Source organism: Paraburkholderia sp. SUR17 (assembly GCF_029536165.1).
Lineage (GTDB): Bacteria > Pseudomonadota > Gammaproteobacteria > Burkholderiales > Burkholderiaceae > Paraburkholderia > Paraburkholderia kururiensis.
On the sequence record NZ_CP120509.1, the window covers coordinates 1,800,758 to 1,818,122 of the forward strand.

The 17,365-nt window shown below is 66.6% G+C and carries 14 protein-coding genes; 11 read left to right on the forward strand and 3 right to left on the reverse strand.

The features are described from left to right. Positions 1–187 precede the first annotated feature (187 nt). Positions 188–481: a DUF1488 domain-containing protein gene (locus tag P2869_RS25375; protein WP_017775583.1), complete on the reverse strand. Its 294-nt coding sequence runs from the start codon at positions 479–481 to the stop codon at positions 188–190. A 426-nt stretch (positions 482–907) separates the two neighbouring features. Between P2869_RS25375 and P2869_RS25380 the strand changes: the two genes are divergently transcribed. The 11 genes from P2869_RS25380 to P2869_RS25430 all read left to right on the forward strand — a co-directional run bounded on the left by P2869_RS25380 (position 908) and on the right by P2869_RS25430 (position 15,232). Continuing rightward, positions 908–2,908 carry a sigma-54-dependent Fis family transcriptional regulator gene (locus P2869_RS25380; RefSeq protein ID WP_277598315.1) on the forward strand — a complete coding sequence of 667 codons (2,001 nt, stop codon included), beginning with the start codon at positions 908–910 and terminating at the stop codon, positions 2,906–2,908. 127 nt (positions 2,909–3,035) lie between these two features. Beyond that, positions 3,036–4,166: a VIT1/CCC1 transporter family protein gene (locus P2869_RS25385; RefSeq protein ID WP_277598316.1), complete on the forward strand. Its 1,131-nt coding sequence runs from the start codon at positions 3,036–3,038 to the stop codon at positions 4,164–4,166. A 138-nt stretch (positions 4,167–4,304) separates the two neighbouring features. Continuing rightward, the gene (locus P2869_RS25390) at positions 4,305–4,625 is read left to right on the forward strand and encodes a 2Fe-2S iron-sulfur cluster-binding protein (RefSeq protein ID WP_199544388.1); all 321 of its coding nucleotides are present in this window, start codon (positions 4,305–4,307) and stop codon (positions 4,623–4,625) included. Between the two features lie 324 nt (positions 4,626–4,949). Next, the gene (locus P2869_RS25395; protein ID WP_277598317.1) at positions 4,950–5,450 is read left to right on the forward strand and encodes a nuclear transport factor 2 family protein; all 501 of its coding nucleotides are present in this window, start codon (positions 4,950–4,952) and stop codon (positions 5,448–5,450) included. A gap of 238 nt (positions 5,451–5,688) precedes the next feature. Beyond that, the gene (locus P2869_RS25400; protein ID WP_017775579.1) at positions 5,689–5,907 is read left to right on the forward strand and encodes a hypothetical protein; all 219 of its coding nucleotides are present in this window, start codon (positions 5,689–5,691) and stop codon (positions 5,905–5,907) included. A 533-nt stretch (positions 5,908–6,440) separates the two neighbouring features. Further along, the gene (locus P2869_RS25405) at positions 6,441–7,643 is read left to right on the forward strand and encodes a nitrate/nitrite transporter (protein ID WP_277598318.1); all 1,203 of its coding nucleotides are present in this window, start codon (positions 6,441–6,443) and stop codon (positions 7,641–7,643) included. Between the two features lie 142 nt (positions 7,644–7,785). Next, positions 7,786–10,218: a nitrite reductase large subunit NirB gene (gene nirB / locus P2869_RS25410; RefSeq protein ID WP_277598319.1), complete on the forward strand. Its 2,433-nt coding sequence runs from the start codon at positions 7,786–7,788 to the stop codon at positions 10,216–10,218. A 55-nt stretch (positions 10,219–10,273) separates the two neighbouring features. Beyond that, on the forward strand, positions 10,274–10,642 hold the full coding sequence (gene nirD / locus P2869_RS25415; RefSeq protein WP_126877258.1) for a nitrite reductase small subunit NirD: 369 nt from the start codon (positions 10,274–10,276) through the stop codon (positions 10,640–10,642). Between the two features lie 13 nt (positions 10,643–10,655). Then, entirely contained in the window at positions 10,656–13,463 is a 2,808-nt protein-coding gene (locus tag P2869_RS25420; protein WP_277598320.1) for a nitrate reductase, read from the forward strand. A 13-nt stretch (positions 13,464–13,476) separates the two neighbouring features. Next, on the forward strand, positions 13,477–14,052 hold the full coding sequence (locus P2869_RS25425; protein ID WP_017775574.1) for an ANTAR domain-containing protein: 576 nt from the start codon (positions 13,477–13,479) through the stop codon (positions 14,050–14,052). Positions 14,053–14,062: 10 nt separating this feature from the next. Further along, a complete protein-coding gene (locus tag P2869_RS25430) occupies positions 14,063–15,232 on the forward strand; it encodes a CmpA/NrtA family ABC transporter substrate-binding protein (protein WP_277598321.1) in 1,170 nt (389 codons plus the stop codon). A 95-nt stretch (positions 15,233–15,327) separates the two neighbouring features. Here P2869_RS25430 and P2869_RS25435 read toward each other — a convergent pair whose 3' ends face one another. Further along, entirely contained in the window at positions 15,328–16,269 is a 942-nt protein-coding gene (locus P2869_RS25435; RefSeq protein ID WP_017775572.1) for a choline ABC transporter substrate-binding protein, read from the reverse strand. Positions 16,270–16,362: 93 nt separating this feature from the next. After that, on the reverse strand, positions 16,363–17,340 hold the full coding sequence (locus P2869_RS25440; RefSeq protein WP_033351194.1) for a GlxA family transcriptional regulator: 978 nt from the start codon (positions 17,338–17,340) through the stop codon (positions 16,363–16,365). Positions 17,341–17,365 lie beyond the last annotated feature (25 nt).

The following is a 17,365-nucleotide window of genomic DNA, read 5'->3' on the forward strand; positions in this document are numbered from 1 at the left end:
CGTCGGGCCTGACCTCGGGCCTGACCTCGGGCCTGACCTCGGGCCTGACCTCGGGCCGGATATCGACCCAGGCGTCGGGCAGACGCCGAATGCACAGAAGCACCCCACGGGGTGCTTCTTTTTTTGCTGCACTGCATTCAGGCGACCGGTCATGCCCGAGCCGGGACGCGGGACGAATCAAGGCGGATCAAGACGGCCGCACGTTCGCTTCATAGAACCGCACGTAGCCGCTTCGCAGCACCGCGCACCGCCCGCGCGTTTCGGAGAGTAGCCGCCGCGCAGCCGCTTCGATGCGCTCGCGGTGGGCGTCGAAGGCACCCAGCATGTCCTCTGCGCGCGTGGACTCCGCACCAAAATGATCTTCCAGCGCCTCAGCCGTAATCACGCATTCGAGCCGCTCGCCGTCTACCATCGCAGCAAACGCCAGCGTGAGTTCGGGCCCGCAATACTCAGGAGGTTCTTTCGGAAAAATGATCTGCATGGTGAGGTCGCCTTCGGTTCACGGGTCATCGGGGCTGCGCGCTTATGCTGCCTCGCTCCTCCTCGGTGCGCCGCGCGCGCACGCGGCTCGAACGGCTCGAACACTGCTCGAACATCACGCGCCGGGAATCGTGCCCGGCGCGTGATCCATTCACTTTAGACGAGTTGCGGCAACCCGCAAGTTTTACGTGATGCCCGGCCGGAAGGGGTCATAGCCTCGCAAGCCAGGCGTCGAATTAGTGATGACCGGCGCAAAGTCGAGGCCATGGCGTACGCCGGGGCCAACCCAAAGACCAGGGCATACCCCGATCCCGCGCAAGGCCTCACGAGCCCGTGCCCGCCGGCTCGTCCTGTAAGATGAACGCTGACTTGCGCGCCCCTGCTGCGCCGACATTGCGCGGTGCACCACGCGAGACCGGACGAAGCCATGCACTTCGTCGCGCGCCCGGCGCCTGCGCGCCGCACGAACTGGAGACACGCAGTGACTCAACCGCCCGCGATATCGGCCAACCGTACCGACGTCATCGCGCAGGCCCACGCGCGTTCGCGCGAGGTCGGTCTGCGTACCGGCGAAACGCCCGACTTCCAGCCTCTCGCGCCGCTCATTCTGCGCGAGTTGATCGAGCGCAATCAGTCGCTCTATGCGCACGCGCTGCCGGTCATGGAGACACTGCATGCGCAGATCGTCGATACCCAGAGCATGGTGCTGCTCACCGACCGCCACGGCGTGATCCTGCACAGCCTGGGCGACAACGACTTCATCGAAAAGGCCCGGCGCGTGGCGCTCTGTCCCGGCGTTTCGTGGGCGGAAAGCGATCGCGGCACGAACGCGATCGGCACCGCACTGGTCGACGGGCAGCCCACCATCGTTCACGGCGGCGAGCACTTCCTGCGCGCCAACCACATCCTCACCTGCTCGTGCACGCCCATCGTGGACCCGTTCGGCCAGGCCATCGGCACGCTGGACGTGAGCGGCGACGCGCGCGGCGCCCACAAGCACACGCTCGCGCTCGTGCGAATGTCGGCGCAGATGATCGAGAACCATCTGTTCGCGAACCAGTTCGCCGACGCTGTGCGCGTACGTTTTCACGCGCACGCCGAATTCATCGGCACGCTCTACGAAGGGCTGGCTGCGTTCACGCCCGATGGCACGCTGCTTTCGGCAAACCGCAGCGCGCTGTTCCAGTTGGGCCAGCCGCTCGCCACGCTCCAGCGGCAACCCTTCGCCGCGCTCTTCGGCGTACCGTTCCCTGTCCTGCTCCAGCACGCCGCACAGACGCCCGGCGCCTGCCTCACGTTGACGCTGCCGAGCGGCGTGCGCGTGATCGCCCGCGGCGAATTCGCCGCGCCGCACGCCACGGCAGCGGCGCCGCGCGTCGTTTCGCCTCAGGCCGCGGTGCGGCCCGCGGGGTCTGCGGCGCAGGGCTCGCCGGGAGGGCCCGTCGTCACGCTGGCCTCGCTCGATACCGGCGATGCCCGCATGGCCGATGTCCTGCGCCGCGTCGAAAAGGTGCGGGGACGCGACATTCCGGTGCTGGTGCTCGGCCGCACTGGCACGGGCAAGGAATGGCTGGCCCGCGCCATCCACCAGGATTCGCCGCGCGCGGACGGCCCGTTCGTCGCGGTGAACTGCGCGTCGCTGCCGGACACGTTGATCGAAGCCGAGCTGTTCGGCTACGAAGACGGCGCGTTCACGGGCGCAAGGAAGCGCGGCAACACCGGCAAGATCGTGCAGGCCGACGGCGGCACTTTATTTCTCGATGAAATCGGTGACATGCCGCTCGCCCAACAGGTGCGCCTGATGCGAGTTCTGCAGGAACGCACCGTCGTGCCGCTCGGCGGCACGCGGGCGGTTCCCGTGGACCTGCGCATCGTCTGCGCCACGCACCGCAATCTGCGCGAGATGATTGCGGCCGGCACCTTCCGGGAAGACCTCTATTACCGGATCAACGGCCTTGCCGTGACGCTGCCGGCCTTGCGCGAACGCACCGACCTGCCGGTGCTGGTCACCCGCATTCTGGAAAACCAGTGCACGCACCCGCATGCACCGAAACGCGTCAGTGCAGATGTACTGGATTGCTTCGCACGCTGCCGCTGGCCCGGCAACCTGCGCCAGCTCGCCAACGTGCTGCGCACGGCGAGCATCATGGCCGAGGGCGAACACGAAATCGGCCTCGAGCATTTGCCCGAAGATTTCTTCGAGGACTGCGAGCCTGCGGCCAGCCCCGCAGCCGCCGTTGCCCCCGCCGCGGCCGTCGCCGTGAATGGCAACGAAACACCTGCGCCCGGACGCCTCCAGGACTGGCAGGCGGCGCTCATCGAAGCCACGCTGACACGGCTGGGCGGAAACGTGTCGGCAGCGGCACGGGAACTCGGGCTCGCGAGAAATACCGTCTACCGGCATCTGCGCAGGCGCACGACGCACTGAAGCCGCAGGCGCAGGCGCAGGCGCAGGCGCAGGCGAAGGCGAAGGCGAAGGCGAAGGCGAAGCACCGTAGCAGCGGGTTTGCGGCACGTGGGTTAAGCTTGCGCCCGAACCTGCCCGAACCCATGCCATGGCCTCCCGACACGAACTCAAGCGCTATCGCCAGAATCTCGCCGACGAACTCGATAGCGCCGCCGTCTACGAAACGCTCGCCCACGTCGAAAAGGACGCCGTGCGCCGCAGCGTGTTCGAACAGCTCGCGGCGTCGGAGCGCGAGCACGCGCAGCTCTGGTCGGACAAGCTGCGCGCCAACGGCGTGCGTGTGCGGCCGCATCGGCACAGCATCAAGACGCACCTGATGCGCACGCTCACCCGCACGTTCGGCCCCGCCTTCGTGCTGCCCACGCTGGCCGCGGCCGAGTACGCCGACCGCAACAAATACGCGCACCAGCCCGGCGCCGAAAAGCTCTCCGCGGAAGAACAGCATCACGCCGACGTTGTGCGCGCCGTGGTGGAGGGCCAGCATGCCGAGGGCATGTCGAAGGGCGCGCAGATTGCGAGCGCAGAGTCGTGGCACAAGGGCGTGACCTCGGGCAACGACCTGCGCGCTGCCGTGCTGGGCGCCAACGACGGCCTCGTCTCCAACTTCTGCCTCATCATGGGCGTGGCCGGCGCGGGCGCGGCCAACCGCACGATCCTGCTCACCGGGCTCGCAGGGCTGATCGCGGGCGCCTGCTCGATGGCGCTGGGCGAATGGCTCTCCGTCACGAATGCACGCGAACTGGCACGCACGCAGATTGCGAAGGAATCCGATGAAATCGAGCAGACGCCCGACGCCGAACGGCACGAACTGGCGCTGATCTATCAGGCCAAGGGCGTAGAGGCCGAAGAGGCGCGCCGCGTGGCCGCGCAGATCATGCGCGACAAGGACAAGGCGCTCGATACGCTCACGCGCGAGGAACTCGGGCTCGACCCCGCGGAACTGGGCGGCAATCCGTGGACGGCGGCGGGCGTCTCGTTCTGCCTCTTCTCGCTGGGCGCCATCTTCCCGGCCATGCCGTTCCTGTGGGCGCACGGCATGTGGGCCATCGTGCAATGCGTGGCGCTGGCGGGCTTCGGGCTGGCCGCCGTGGGCGTCTTCACCTCGCTTTTCAACGGACGCGGCGCGATGTTTTCCGCCGGTCGGCAGATCGTGATCGGCCTCGTCGCGGCAGCCTTCACGTTCGGCGCGGGACGCTTGCTGGGCGTATCCATTTCGTGAACGGGCAAAGCGTCATTGAACAGCAACGATGTGAAGCAAGCCATGAGTGGGCCTGACGCAGACGGTTCCACGAGCGCAGACGTGAGCGCTCATGCCGACCCGACGAACGCCTCGACGAACGAGCCTCGCGACGCGGCGATCCCACGCGTTCGCGTCGAACCGCTCGGCCGCACCTTCGAGGCGCCCGATACGCTCACCGTGCTCGAAGCCGCCGGCTTCGCGAATCTGCGGTTGCCACGCTCCTGCCGCAACGGCACCTGCCGCACGTGCCTGTGCCGCGTGATCGAGGGCACGGTGCGCCATACGATCGAGTGGCCGGGTCTTTCGGCCGAAGAAAAGGCGCAGGGCTACATCCTGCCTTGCGTGGCTGTTGCGCAGACGGACCTCGTGATCGAAGTGCCCGATGCGGTGGATCTCGATGCGAACCCGCAAGGCAAGCGAAACGAAAACGGCCGGTAGCGCCGGGCGTCTTGCCTGAGCGATCACGCTCCGGTGGTTTGGTACAGCCATGCTGTTGTTTGCGGCGAACCGTGTTCAGACGGCAACCACATGAGTCATCGTTACGTTGCCCGCCGGGACGTCGTGCCAGCGACGGCCGACTGCACCAGGCAGCGCGGCTTGCTCGCACACACATTCGAGTCTTGCGACCGCGCAAATCGCGTCGCCGTGCTGCACGTTCCACATCCGGTGGGCATGTGAGCGCAGCGTGACCGCGCTGCCTGATCGACTGTCGGACTGTCGGACTGTCGCCATCGTCAACGCCCCATCAAAGGAGTTTGCATCATGAATCGGAATGGCTTTACGTCTGCCGTTTTGTCGTTGCTCGTCGTCGCGCTTCCTGCGGCGTATGCGCAAACAGCGGCAGCGGCCCAGCGCTTTACCGACGGCGATCAGCAGGAAGTCAGAACGCTCTTCCTGCGTCAGGCACATGCCGCGACCACGCATGATCTCGCCGAGTTCGCCAGCGTCTTCGTCGCTGCCGATCCCAGCGAACCCGATCCCGTGGCCCTGGTGGCGCGTCCCTATCGGATCTGGGGCAAAACCGCCCTGCTGGACCACTTCCGCGAAACTTTCAAAGGCGTGTGGAAGTTCGAACCGGAGACGGACAACATCAAGATACTTCCCATCAGCGATGACGTCGCCCAGATCTACGCGCCAACCATGATCACTTCCGGAAAGTCGCAAGCGTCCGCCACAACGGGGCGATTCCTCATGTACGAAGTAGCGCTTCGCACGGGCGCGGGCTGGCGTATTTCATCGATCGTTCCGGTGCCGGCGGAGTAGACGGCCGGATAGTCCGTCATCGAATCCGCCTTCACATCGTCATGCCACGATGGAGACATGCCGCATAAAAATGCGGCGTCCCCAGGCAGGATCTCTCGCCAATTCGCGAGCCCTCCATTTTTTTCCGTTTGTCTCCTGACTATTGACGTGCGATAAAGCGCGGATCGCATCGCGGTTCGCGCGCACGCATGCTGTTTCTCGCCTGCGCGCGGCCACAACAGCAACAGGAGCAATAACCATGGCCACGCTCGAAGCGTTCCGTGCGGTGCTAGACGACCAGCGCACGCCCGAGATCATCCGCAACCACATCATCGATTCGCTGCAGTACGCCCTGCGCAATTACGGCCAGGTCTTCACTGCCCGTGAAGTGGAATGGCTGCGCGAGTGGGACGACGCGCGCATTCCGCTTGCCGCCTCGCGCGAACTGAAAAAGCGCATGCCCGAGACCACGAGCTGACGACCCGGCTCATCGAGATCGATCACCCCGCGCGCGGCACGCTCGTGCCGCGCGCTTCACGCTTCCCCTGCTTTCGCTGCTTCCCCGTGCATCTCGTGGCAACGGAATGCACGTCCCGCCGCTTCATTCCTTCCCGCCCTTCATGCACCTCGTGCAACACGGTTCATGTTCCGTCACTGCATGCGCTCGCCTGCACTTCACTGCAACGCACCGCACCGCAGCAGTGCCTCTGGCCGGTGCGGCGCACTGCTGCGGTGCAATATCCCATTCCCGACCGATCTCCTCAGTCCCTTATCCAGTAAGGCTTTGCGCGTTTTCATGCAAGGTGGCACGGCCGTTGCATAGCGAGGCTCGCACCCTGCAACGGCGCAGGGCAGCATGAGCCCCACACGCGGCGCGGCACACAGCCGGCGCACGCGGCTCATCCAGAACCACTTCGGTCGGGCAATGGCGTTCGACGTTCGTCGCAACCGGTGCAGCGCGTTCAAGAGTCTGAACACGCACACGGCGAGCGATCCAACGACGGAACTCACATGGACCGCAGCTTCTGGCGCAATGGCCACACCCCCACGCTCCTCTCGGCGTTCCTGTACTTCGACCTGAGCTTCATGGTCTGGTACCTGCTCGGACCGCTCCAGATCCAGATCGCTCAAACCCTCGCGCTGTCCACGCAGCAACGCGCGCTGATGGTCGCCACGCCGATTCTCGCGGGCGCCATTCTGCGCGTGTTCATGGGTCTGCTCGCCGACCGCGTCGGCGCCAAGCGCGCGGGCCTGCTCGGCCAGGCCATCGTGATCGCGACGCTGGTCGGCGCATGGCAGATCGGCGTGCACTCGCTCGGCCAGGCGCTGTTCCTCGGCGTGCTGCTCGGCGTAGCCGGTGCATCGTTCGCCGTGGCGTTGCCGCTCGCGTCGCGCTGGTACCCGCCGCATCAGCAGGGCACGGCGATGGGGATTGCCGGCGCCGGCAACTCCGGCACGGTGCTCGCGGCCCTGTTCGCGCCCGCGCTGGCTGTCGCGTTCGGCTGGCAGAACGTATTCGGCATCGCCTGCATTCCGGTTGTCGCCGTGCTGATTTACTACACGGCCTTCGCGAAAGACGCGCCCGGCGTCGTCGTGAAGAAGCAACTGGGCGACTACGCGCGCATGCTCGGCAACCGCGATTCGTGGTGGTTCATGTTCTTCTATTCGCTCACGTTCGGCGGCTTCTCCGGCTTCGCGAGCGCCCTGCCCGGCTACTTCCACGACCAGTTCGGCTTCGACCCGAAGATCGCCGGCTGGGCCACGGCCGCCTGCGTGTTCGCGGGTTCGGTGATGCGCCCCATCGGCGGGCTGATGGCCGACCGCATCGGCGGTACGCGTTCGCTGCTCACAGTGTTCGCCTCCGTGGCCGTGCTGATCGGCACCGCGGGCTTCAACGTGGGCGGCCCGCTGCCCACGGTGTTGCTGTTCATCGCCGCAATGCTCTGCCTCGGCGCGGGCAACGGCGCGGTGTTCCAGCTCGTGCCGCAGCGCTTCGGCAAGGACATCGGCGTGATGACCGGCCTCATTGGCATGGCAGGCGGCGTGGGCGGCTTCGCGCTCGCCGCGAGCCTCGGCTCCATCAAGCAGGCCACCGGTTCCTACTCCACGGGTCTTTGGCTCTTCGCCTGCCTCGCCGCGCTCGGCTGGGCCGGTATGAGCAACGTGAAGCACCGCTGGCGCAACGCGTGGTCCGTTGCCGCCGCGCGCGTCTGATGCATCCCTGATACGCGAAGACACGAAGCGGAGTGCATGTGCATCGACACACGGCACCTGCACTCCGCCGCTGTACCCGAATGCATTCCGTCAAGCATCGAGCCGTTCCACCCGCTCCACCCGCACTCGCAGGAGATTCAGCATGAACAAGCCCCGACTCGTCGTGATCGGCAACGGCATGGCCGGTATCCGCACGCTCGAAGAGCTGCTTGCGATCGCCCCCGACCAGTACGACATCACGGTGTTCGGGGCGGAGCCGCATCCGAACTACAACCGCATCCTGCTTTCGCCGGTGCTCGCCGGCGAGCAGACGTTCAAGGACATCGTGCTCAACCCGCTCGAATGGTATGCGGAGCAAGGCATTCGCCTGCATCTGGGCAAGACCATCGAGCGCATCGACCGCGTGCGCCGCATCGTGTTCGCGGACGACGGCACCGAAGCGCCCTACGACCGCCTCCTGATCGCAACGGGTTCCGTGCCGTTCATCCTGCCGGTGCCGGGCAATACGCTGGAAGGCGTGATCACCTATCGCGACATTCGCGACACGCAGGCCATGATCGACGCCGCCGAGGTCAAGCAGCACGCGGTCGTGATCGGCGGCGGCCTGTTGGGGCTGGAAGCAGCCAACGGCCTCAAGCTGCGCGGCATGGACGTGACCGTGGTGCATCTGGCCGACACGCTGCTGGAACGCCAGCTCGACGCCACCGCGGGCAAGCTGCTGCAACGTTCGCTGGAAGCACGGGGCCTCGCGTTCAAGCTTTCGAAGGCCACCACGGAGATTCTCGGCAATGAGGCCGGCCACGTGAGCGGCGTGAAGTTCAAGGACGGCGAAACCATCGCGGCCGACCTCGTCGTGATGGCCGCCGGCATTCGCCCCAACACGACGCTGGCCGAAGCCTGCGGCCTGCACTGCAATCGCGGCATCGTCGTGAACGACACGCTGCAGACCTACGACCCGCGCATCTACGCCGTGGGCGAATGCGTGAGCCACCGCGGCATTGCGTACGGTCTCGTCGCCCCGCTTTTTGAGCAGGCGAAGGTCTGCGCGAACCACCTCGCGCTGATGGGCATCGGCAGCTACAAGGGCTCGGTGCTTTCCACCAAGCTCAAGGTGACGGGCATCGACCTCTTCTCCGCCGGCGAATTCAACGGCGGCGACGGCTGCGAGGAAATCGTGCTCTCCGACCCCGCGGGCGGCGTCTACAAGAAGCTCGTCATCAAGGACGACCAACTGGTGGGCGCGTGCCTCTACGGCGACACGGCAGACGGCGCCTGGTACTTCAAGCTGCTGCGCGAAGGCCGCAAGCTGGGCGAGTTGCGCGACCACATCATGTTCGGCGAATCGAGCGTGGGCGACGCGGGCGTGCAAGGCCAGAGCCGCGCGAGCGCGATGGCCGACAGCGACGAAGTCTGCGGCTGCAACGGCGTGTGCAAAGGCACCATCGTCAAGGCGATCACCGAAAAGGGCCTCTTCACCGTGGACGACGTGAAGAAGCACACCAAGGCCGCGAGTTCGTGCGGCTCGTGCACGGGCCTCGTCGAGCAGATCCTGATGAACACGGTGGGCACGAACTTCCAGGAAACGCCGAAGACGAAGGCCGTATGCGGCTGCACGGACCGCAACCACGGCGAAGTGCGCAAGGCGATTCGCGAGCACCGTCTGCTCACGCACCGCCAGGTCTACGACTTCCTCGAATGGCGCACGCCCAACGGCTGCGCGACCTGCCGCCCCGCGATCAACTACTACCTGATCTCCACGTGGCCGCGCGACGCCGTGGACGACCCGCAAAGCCGTTTCGTGAACGAACGCGTGCACGCGAACATCCAGAAGGACAACACGTTTTCCGTGGTGCCGCAGATGAAGGGCGGCGTGACGAACCCGAGCGAGCTGCGCCGCATTGCTGACGTGGCCGAGAAATACAACGTGCCGATGGTGAAAGTGACGGGCGGCCAGCGTATCGACCTGCTCGGCGTGCGCAAGGAAGACCTGCCCAACGTGTGGCGCGATCTCGGTATGAAGTCGGGCCATGCTTACGGCAAGTCGATCCGCACCGTGAAGACGTGCGTAGGCAGCGAGTTCTGCCGCTTCGGCACGCAGAACAGCACGCAGATGGGCATCGACCTCGAAACGATGCTCGCCAACATGTGGTCGCCGCACAAGGTGAAGCTCGCGGTTTCGGGTTGCCCGCGCAACTGCGCTGAAGCCGGCATCAAGGACGTGGGCGTGATCGCCGTGGATAGCGGCTGGGAACTCTACGTGGGCGGCAACGGCGGCATTCGCACCGAAGTGGCGCAGTTCCTCGTCAAGGTGAAGAACGCCGAGGAAGTGAAGGAGTACACGGGCGCGTTCCTGCAGCTTTATCGTGAAGAGGCGTATTACCTCGATCGCACGGTGCACTACATCGCGCGCGTGGGGCTCGACTACGTGAAGAAGAAAGTGGTGGAAGACGAAGCGAGCCGCAAGGCGCTCTACGAGCGGCTGCTGTATTCGCTGGAAGGCTTGCCCGATCCGTGGGAAGCGCGGATAGGCGGCGCCCGCAAGCACGAATACATTCCGCTCAAAGTAATCGCTTAATAGTCGCCTAATGCACGCAATGACGTACGAGGAACACACGATGGAAATCCAGATCATGGCGCGCGAAGCAGCAAGCGAACACGGCAAGCGGGACGGCTCGGCGTGGACGCCCGTTTGCCGCGTCGAAGACATTCCGCAACTGGGCAGCCGCGTGCTGCAACGCGACGAAAGCCTGGGCGGCAACATCGCCCTCTTTCGCACGGCCACCAACAAGGTCTTCGCGCTGCGCGACCGCTGCCCGCACAAGGGCGGCGCGCTGTCCGAAGGCATCGTGCACGGCGAGACGGTGACGTGCCCGCTGCACGCATGGAACATCGACCTTGCGAGCGGCGAAGCACGCGCGCCGGACGAAGGCTGCGCGGGACGCTTCCCGGTGAAGGTGGACGAAGACGGGCTCGTGCATGTCGATCTCGGCCAGGCTTAAGCGCGTACACGTCATGAAGACCGTCACCCGTTCCACCTGCTGCTACTGCGGCGTCGGCTGCGGCGTGCTCATCGAGTCGGAAGGCGGCCGCATCACGGGCGTGCAAGGCGACCCCGAGCATCCCGCGAATTTCGGCAAGCTCTGCACGAAAGGGCTCTCGCTCGCGCTCACGGCGCAAAGCGAAACGGGCCGCGCACTCGTGCCCGAAATGCGCGCGCATCGTTCCGAAGCACGCCGGCAGGTGAGCTGGGACGTCGCGCTCGATACCGTGGCCGAGCGCTTCGCGCGCGTGGTGGAACGGCACGGGCCAGACGCGGTGGCGTTCTACGTGTCGGGCCAGTTGCTCACCGAGGACTACTACGTCTTCAACAAGCTCGCGAAGGGGTTGATCGGCACCAACAACATCGACACCAATTCGCGGCTCTGCATGTCGAGCGCCGTGAGCGCCTACAAGATGGCGCTCGGTGCGGACGGTCCGCCCACCTGCTACGAAGACCTCGAAGCGGCGCGCACGGTGCTGTTCGCGGGCAGCAATATGGCCTGGGCGCACCCGGTGCTGTTTCGCCGGCTGGAAGCGGCGAAGGCGGCGAACCCGGCGATTCGCTGGATCGTCGTCGATCCGCGCCGCACCGACACGGCGGCTCTCGCCGACCTGCATCTCGCCATTCAGCCGGGCACCGACGTCGCGCTCTTCAACGGCATGCTGCATCACCTCATCTGGGAAGGGCTGATCGACCGCGCGTACATCGAACGCCACACCGAAGGCTTCGCTGCGCTGAAGGCGATGGTGCGCGAGTACACGCCGCGCGTGGCGGCGGGCCTGTGCGGCATTCGCGAAGAAGACCTGATGCAGGCCGCCGAATGGTTCGGCGCGAGCGAGGCCGCGCTTTCGCTCTATTGCATGGGCCTCAACCAGTCGAGCCACGGCACCGACAAGAACCTCGCCCTCATCAATCTGCATCTGGCCACGGCACAGATCGGCCGGGCCGGCGCGGGTCCGTTTTCGCTGACGGGCCAGCCCAACGCCATGGGCGGTCGCGAAGTGGGCGGCATGGCGACCATGCTCGCGGCGCATCGCGAGATCGGCAACGCCGCGCATCGCGAGGAAGTGGCGCGGCTGTGGGGCGTGCCGTCCGTGCCCGCCACGCCGGGCCTGCCCGCTGTCGAGATGTTCGAGGCCGTGCGCAGCGGCAAGATCAAGGCGGTGTGGATTGCCTGCACGAACCCCGTGCATTCCATGCCCGACATCGCGAAGGTGCGCGAAGCGCTCGCCACGGCTGAATTCGTCGTCGTGCAGGACGCGTTCACGCAGACCGACACCGTGCCCTTCGCCGACGTGCTGCTGCCCGCGGCCACGTGGGGCGAGAAGTCGGGCACGGTGACGAACTCGGAGCGGCGCATTTCGCGCGTGCGGGCCGCCGTGCCCGCCGCGGGCGAAGCGAAGCCCGACTGGTGGATCGCCGACCAGGTGGCGCAGCGCATGCAGCAACGCCTTGCGAGCAGGCACGGCGAACGCCACGCGAATGCCGCGCCGCTCTTCGGTTTCGCCTCGCCCGAAGCGGCGTTCGACGAGCATCGCCGGCTCACCGTAGGCCGCGATCTCGACATCGGCGGGCTCAGCTACGCGGTGCTCGAAGACGAGGGGCCGCAGCAGTGGCCGTTTCCGGCGGGCCGCACGCAAGGCGCCGCGCGCCGCTACACCGACGGCGTCTTCGCCACCGCCGACGGCCGCGCCCGCTTTCACGCGCCGCGCTACCAGCCTGTGGCCGAACCCACCGACGCGCGCTTCCCGTTCCGGCTCATCACGGGCCGGCTGCGCGACCAATGGCACGGCATGAGCCGCACGGGCCGCGTCGCCAAACTGCTCGCCCACGCGCCCGAGGCCGCCGTCAACCTCGCCCCCGCCGACGCCGCGCGGCGCGGCTTCGCGGAAGGCGACCTCGTGCGCGTGAAGAGCCGCCGCGGCAGCCTCGTGCTGCCCGTGCAGTTCTCGGACGACGTCCAGTCCGGCACCGCGTTCGTGCCGATGCACTGGAACGGCCAGTTCCTCGCGAGCGGCGGCATCAACGAAGCCACCATCGGCGCCACCGATCCGCACTCGCGCCAGCCCGAACTCAAGCACGCGGCGGTGCGCATCGAGGCCGCGCCGCTGCCCTGGCGGCTCGTGGCCGCGCGTCGCGGCAACGTGCTCGCATTGCAGGCGGCGCTGCAGCCGCTGCTCGCTTCGTGCACCTACGCGTCCATCCGCATCGAGGCCGACGACGTGATCGTGCTGCGCGCGGCTCACACGGCAGCGCCGGCTATCGCGGTAACTTCCGAAGAGAGCGCTCAGGCCCCCGCGAACTGGCTCGACCGCCTGCACGCCGCGCTCGACCTGCCCGCGGGCGAAGACGTGCTCGAATACCGCGACGCACGGCGCGGGCTTGACAAGCGCGTGCTGTGGCGAGACAACGTGATCGACGGTTTCGTGCTCGCGGGCGACGCAACGGGCGGCGACGCGCTGCTCGCGCGGCTCGTGGACGCGACGCCGTGGACCGGTCCGCGCTTTGCCGTCTTCAGCGCCCAGCGCGACAACCTGGCGCCGCGCGACCCGGTGGTGTGCACCTGCATGCAGGTACGCCGCTCGCGCATTGAAGCGGCGATCGGGCGCGGCGCGACGGTGGTCGAACTGAAGGCGACGCTGGGCTGCGGCACGGTGTGCGGATCGTGCGTGCCGGAATTGAAACGGCTGTGTGAGAAGCCGGCGGCAACCGCCGTGCCTTCCGCCGAAACACAGCACGCGGCCGCACTGCAGGCGCCGCCGCGCGCCAGGCTGCGCTAAACTCGCGTCCACCATGCTGCGTGTACTGCTCGTTACCGACACCGAAAAGCCCATCGGCGATCTGCGCGACGCGCTCGCGCGGCTCGGCTGCGAGATGCTGCCCGCCACCGCGACGCCGCAGGCGCTGCACCACGTGGTCGCCACGGAACGGCCGGATGTCATCATCATCGACACCGAATCGCCCTCGCGCGACACGCTCGAACAGCTCGCTGTCATGAACGCCACGGCGCCGCGGCCCGTGTTGATGTTCAGCAACGACGCGAACCAGCAGTTGATTCGCGACGCCGTGGGCGCGGGCGTGACGGCCTACCTCGTGGAAGGGCTCGCGAGCGAGCGCCTCGCCCCCATTCTCGAAGTCGCGCTCGCGCGCTTCGCCCAGGAGGCGCAGTTGCGCGAGCGCCTCGCGCAGGCCGAAAACGAACTGGCGGAGCGCAAGCTGATCGACCGCGCCAAACGCCTTTTGATGGACCGCCGCAAGATGACCGAGCACGCCGCCTACGCCACGCTCAGAAAGCGCGCGATGGACCAGGGCGTGAAAGTGGCCGAGGCGGCGCGCCAGATCGTCGATGCAGACGGCCTGCCGACATGACGGAACCGCAATGAACGAACCCTCCTCCCTCGCCGCGAACACGAAGCCACGCGCGGCGGGCGCGCCCGAAAAGACGCATCTGCGGCTGGGCTACGTCGCGCTCACCGACGCGGCACCGCTCGTGGCCGCGAAGATGCTCGAATTCGGCCACGCCTACGGCCTCACGCTCGAACTGTGCCGGCAGCCTTCGTGGGCCGCCGTGCGCGACAAGCTGCTGTGCGGCGAACTGGATGCGGCGCATGCGCTCTACGGCCTCGCCTACGGCGTGCAACTAGGCATTGGCGGGCCGCAGGCCGACATGGCGGTGCTGATGGTGCTCAACCGCAACGGCCAGGCCATCACGCTGTCGAACCGCCTGGCCGACGCCCTCGACGAGCACCGCACGCTGCACGACGCGCTCGCCACGCTGGGCCGCAAGCCCGTCTTCGCACAGACGTTTCCCACCGGCACGCATGCCATGTGGCTTTACTACTGGCTCGCATCGGAACGCGTGCATCCGTTGCGCGACATCGAAAGCGTGGTGATTCCGCCGCCGCAGATGGGCGACGCGTTGACGGCGGGGCAACTGGACGGCTTCTGCGCCGGCGAGCCGTGGAACGCAGCGGCGCAGGCGCGCCATGCGGGCCGCACGGCGCTTTTCACGAGCGAAATCTGGCCCGACCATCCCGAGAAAGTACTGGCTGCCACGCGCGAATTCGTGACGCGCCATCCGCGCACGGCGCGCGCCCTTGTGCAGACCATGCTGGATGCGTGCCGCTGGCTGGATGACCCCGGCCATCGCGACGACACGGCGCAATGGCTCGCGCAACCCGAGTTCATCGGCGTGCCGCATGAACTGATCGCACCGCGCCTTGCGGCTACGCTGCCCGACGAGGTGCGCGACGGCGTCTACGGCAAGCGCCTGCCCGTGCGCTTCTTCGACGGCGGCAACGTCAACTACCCGCGCGCCTCGGACGGCGCATGGTTCCTCACGCAATACCGGCGCTGGGGGCTCATCGACACGGTGGACTATCTGGCGGTGGCGGCCGCGATCAATCAGACCGCGCTCTATCGCGAGGCTGCGGCGGCCATGGAGATCGCGGTGCCTGCGCATGAAGCGGCGCCGGTACTGGTGGACGGCCGGCTCTGGGACGACAGCGATCTGGACGCGTACGCAGAAGGGTTCGACATCCACGTCTGAGCGTGGACGTCATCGTATGAGAGACGTGCGACGCACACGAGGCGCACGAGACACACGAGGTGCACGGCGTGAAAGCCGTGCACCTCGCCACATGCTTAATGCGCCGCGATATACGCCTTCACCGCGGGCAGCCCGTCTTTGCCGTCGAACGTCTTCACGCCCGCGAGCCACTGGTCGAGCACCTGCGGGTTCGCTTTCAGCCAGTCGAGCGCGGCCTTGTTCGCGTCTTCCTTGTTCATGATGGGCGCCATCACGCGGTTTTCGATCGCCGTGGTGAACTGCAGGTTCGACACGAGCTTCGCCGCGTTCGGGCAACGCGCCGCGTAGTCGGGCGGCGTGGCCGTGAAGACCTTCGCTTCGCCGTAGTTCGGGCCGAATACGTCGTCGCCGCCCGCCAGGTAGTCGATCTTCATCTGCACGTTCATGGGGTGCGGTTCCCAGCCGAGGAACACGATCCACTGCTTGTCGCGAATCGCGCGGTTCACTTCGACCAGCATGCCCGCCTCGCTCGATTCCACGAGCTTGAATTTGCCGAGCCCGAACTGATTGCCGTCGATCATCTTCTTGATGAGCGCGTTGCCGTCGTTGCCGGGCTCGATGCCGTAGATCTTGCCGTTGAGCTTGTCGGCGAATTTCTGGATGTCCGCGAACGACTTCAGCCCGCCGTTATAGACGTAGTCCGGCACCGCGAGCGTGTATTTCGCGCCCGTGAGGTTGGGCGTGGCGAGCACCTTGATCGTGCCGGCCTTCACGAACGGCGTGATGATCGGGTCCATGGTGGGCGACCAGTAGCCGAGGAACACGTCGATCTGTTTGCTCTTGATGCCCGCGAACGTGATGGGCACCGACGCGATGGTCTTCGTCGCGTGATAGCCGAGCCCGTCGAACACGGTCGACGCGAGGCCGGTGGTGGCCGCGATGTCGGTCCAGCCCACGTCCGCGAAGCGCACGTTGCGGCAGGCGGCCGGCTCTGCCGCGTGAACCATCGTGGCCGCTGCGGCGAATGCGCAGGCGGCAGCAAACAGCTTCAATTTCATTGTGATTCTCCTCGGGTTATCGATTGGTCTGTCATGAACTCGGGTCTTTCCGAACGGGCGTGTTGAATCGGCGTCCTGAGGCTGCTTCGGGCTTCAGCTTGCGAGCCGCCGTTCGGCGCTCGGCGCGTGGCCGAACTGCGCGCGATAGGCCTTGCTGAAGTGGCACGGCGAATGAAAGCCGCACACCGTGGTGACGCGCGCAATGGTGGCGTCGGTGGTGCGCAGCAGATCGCGTGCGCGTTTCAGGCGCAACGACAGGTAGTAATGCGTGGGCGATACGTTCAGATAGACCTTGAACATGCGCTGCAGATGCCGCGTGGAAAGCTGCACGAGCCGCGCAAGCTCTTCGAGCGAAAGCGGCTCTTCGATGTTGGCTTCCATGAGCCGCACCACTTCGACCAGCTCGGCGCGCGAGAAGCCCACGCGCGCATCGACGGGAATGGGCTGCGGATCGCTCGCGCTGCGAATGCGCTCCAGGATGAACTGCTCCGACACCTGCGCGGCAAGCCGCTGGCCGAGGCGCGCTTCCACGAGGTTCAGCATGAGATCGAGCGGCGCGGTGCCGCCCGTGCAGGTGAGCCGGTCGCGATCCACCACGAAGAGTTCGTCGGCGAAATGCACGCGCGGAAATTCCTTGTGCAGCGCCGAGAGGTCTTCCCAGTGCACGGTGCAGCGGTAATCGTCGAGCAGGCCCGCGGCCATCAGTGCATAGGCACCTGTGCAAAAACCGCCGAGCGGGACGTCGCTTGCGGCCACTTCGCGCAGCAGCGTGGTCACGTTCGTGTTCACCGCGTTGCGGATCTGCGTGCCGCCGCACACGATCAGCACGTCCGGCATACCCGTCTCTTCGATGGTGCGCGTGGGCCGCACGCTGATGCCGTTGCTCGAGCGCACCGGCACGCCGTCGGGCGTAATCACGGACCAGCGGTAGTGCTGCTCGCGGCTCACGTAGTTCGCCATGCGAAGCACTTCCACGGCGCTCGTGAACGCGATCATGGAAAAGCTGGGCAGCGTGAGAAAACCAAAATGCGCAGCGCTCGACAACGGCGCAGTACGGGTGGCCAGCTCCATCACGGCGGTCGTCACGTCGCTCTCC

What these genes read in the sequence shown, in the direction of transcription:
- P2869_RS25440 (WP_033351194.1), bottom strand. Translation starts at nt 17,340, where the DNA reads ATGGAGCTGGCCACCCGTACTGCGCCGTTGTCGAGCGCTGCGCATTTT.
- P2869_RS25395 (WP_277598317.1), top strand. Translation starts at nt 4,950, where the DNA reads ATGAATCGGAATGGCTTTACGTCTGCCGTTTTGTCGTTGCTCGTCGTC.
- P2869_RS25380 (WP_277598315.1), top strand. Translation starts at nt 908, where the DNA reads ATGCACTTCGTCGCGCGCCCGGCGCCTGCGCGCCGCACGAACTGGAGA.
- P2869_RS25385 (WP_277598316.1), top strand. Translation starts at nt 3,036, where the DNA reads ATGGCCTCCCGACACGAACTCAAGCGCTATCGCCAGAATCTCGCCGAC.
- P2869_RS25400 (WP_017775579.1), top strand. Translation starts at nt 5,689, where the DNA reads ATGGCCACGCTCGAAGCGTTCCGTGCGGTGCTAGACGACCAGCGCACG.
- nirB (WP_277598319.1), top strand. Translation starts at nt 7,786, where the DNA reads ATGAACAAGCCCCGACTCGTCGTGATCGGCAACGGCATGGCCGGTATC.
- P2869_RS25405 (WP_277598318.1), top strand. Translation starts at nt 6,441, where the DNA reads ATGGACCGCAGCTTCTGGCGCAATGGCCACACCCCCACGCTCCTCTCG.
- nirD (WP_126877258.1), top strand. Translation starts at nt 10,274, where the DNA reads ATGGCGCGCGAAGCAGCAAGCGAACACGGCAAGCGGGACGGCTCGGCG.
- P2869_RS25420 (WP_277598320.1), top strand. Translation starts at nt 10,656, where the DNA reads ATGAAGACCGTCACCCGTTCCACCTGCTGCTACTGCGGCGTCGGCTGC.
- P2869_RS25435 (WP_017775572.1), bottom strand. Translation starts at nt 16,269, where the DNA reads ATGAAATTGAAGCTGTTTGCTGCCGCCTGCGCATTCGCCGCAGCGGCC.
- P2869_RS25375 (WP_017775583.1), bottom strand. Translation starts at nt 481, where the DNA reads ATGCAGATCATTTTTCCGAAAGAACCTCCTGAGTATTGCGGGCCCGAA.
- P2869_RS25425 (WP_017775574.1), top strand. Translation starts at nt 13,477, where the DNA reads ATGCTGCGTGTACTGCTCGTTACCGACACCGAAAAGCCCATCGGCGAT.
- P2869_RS25430 (WP_277598321.1), top strand. Translation starts at nt 14,063, where the DNA reads ATGAACGAACCCTCCTCCCTCGCCGCGAACACGAAGCCACGCGCGGCG.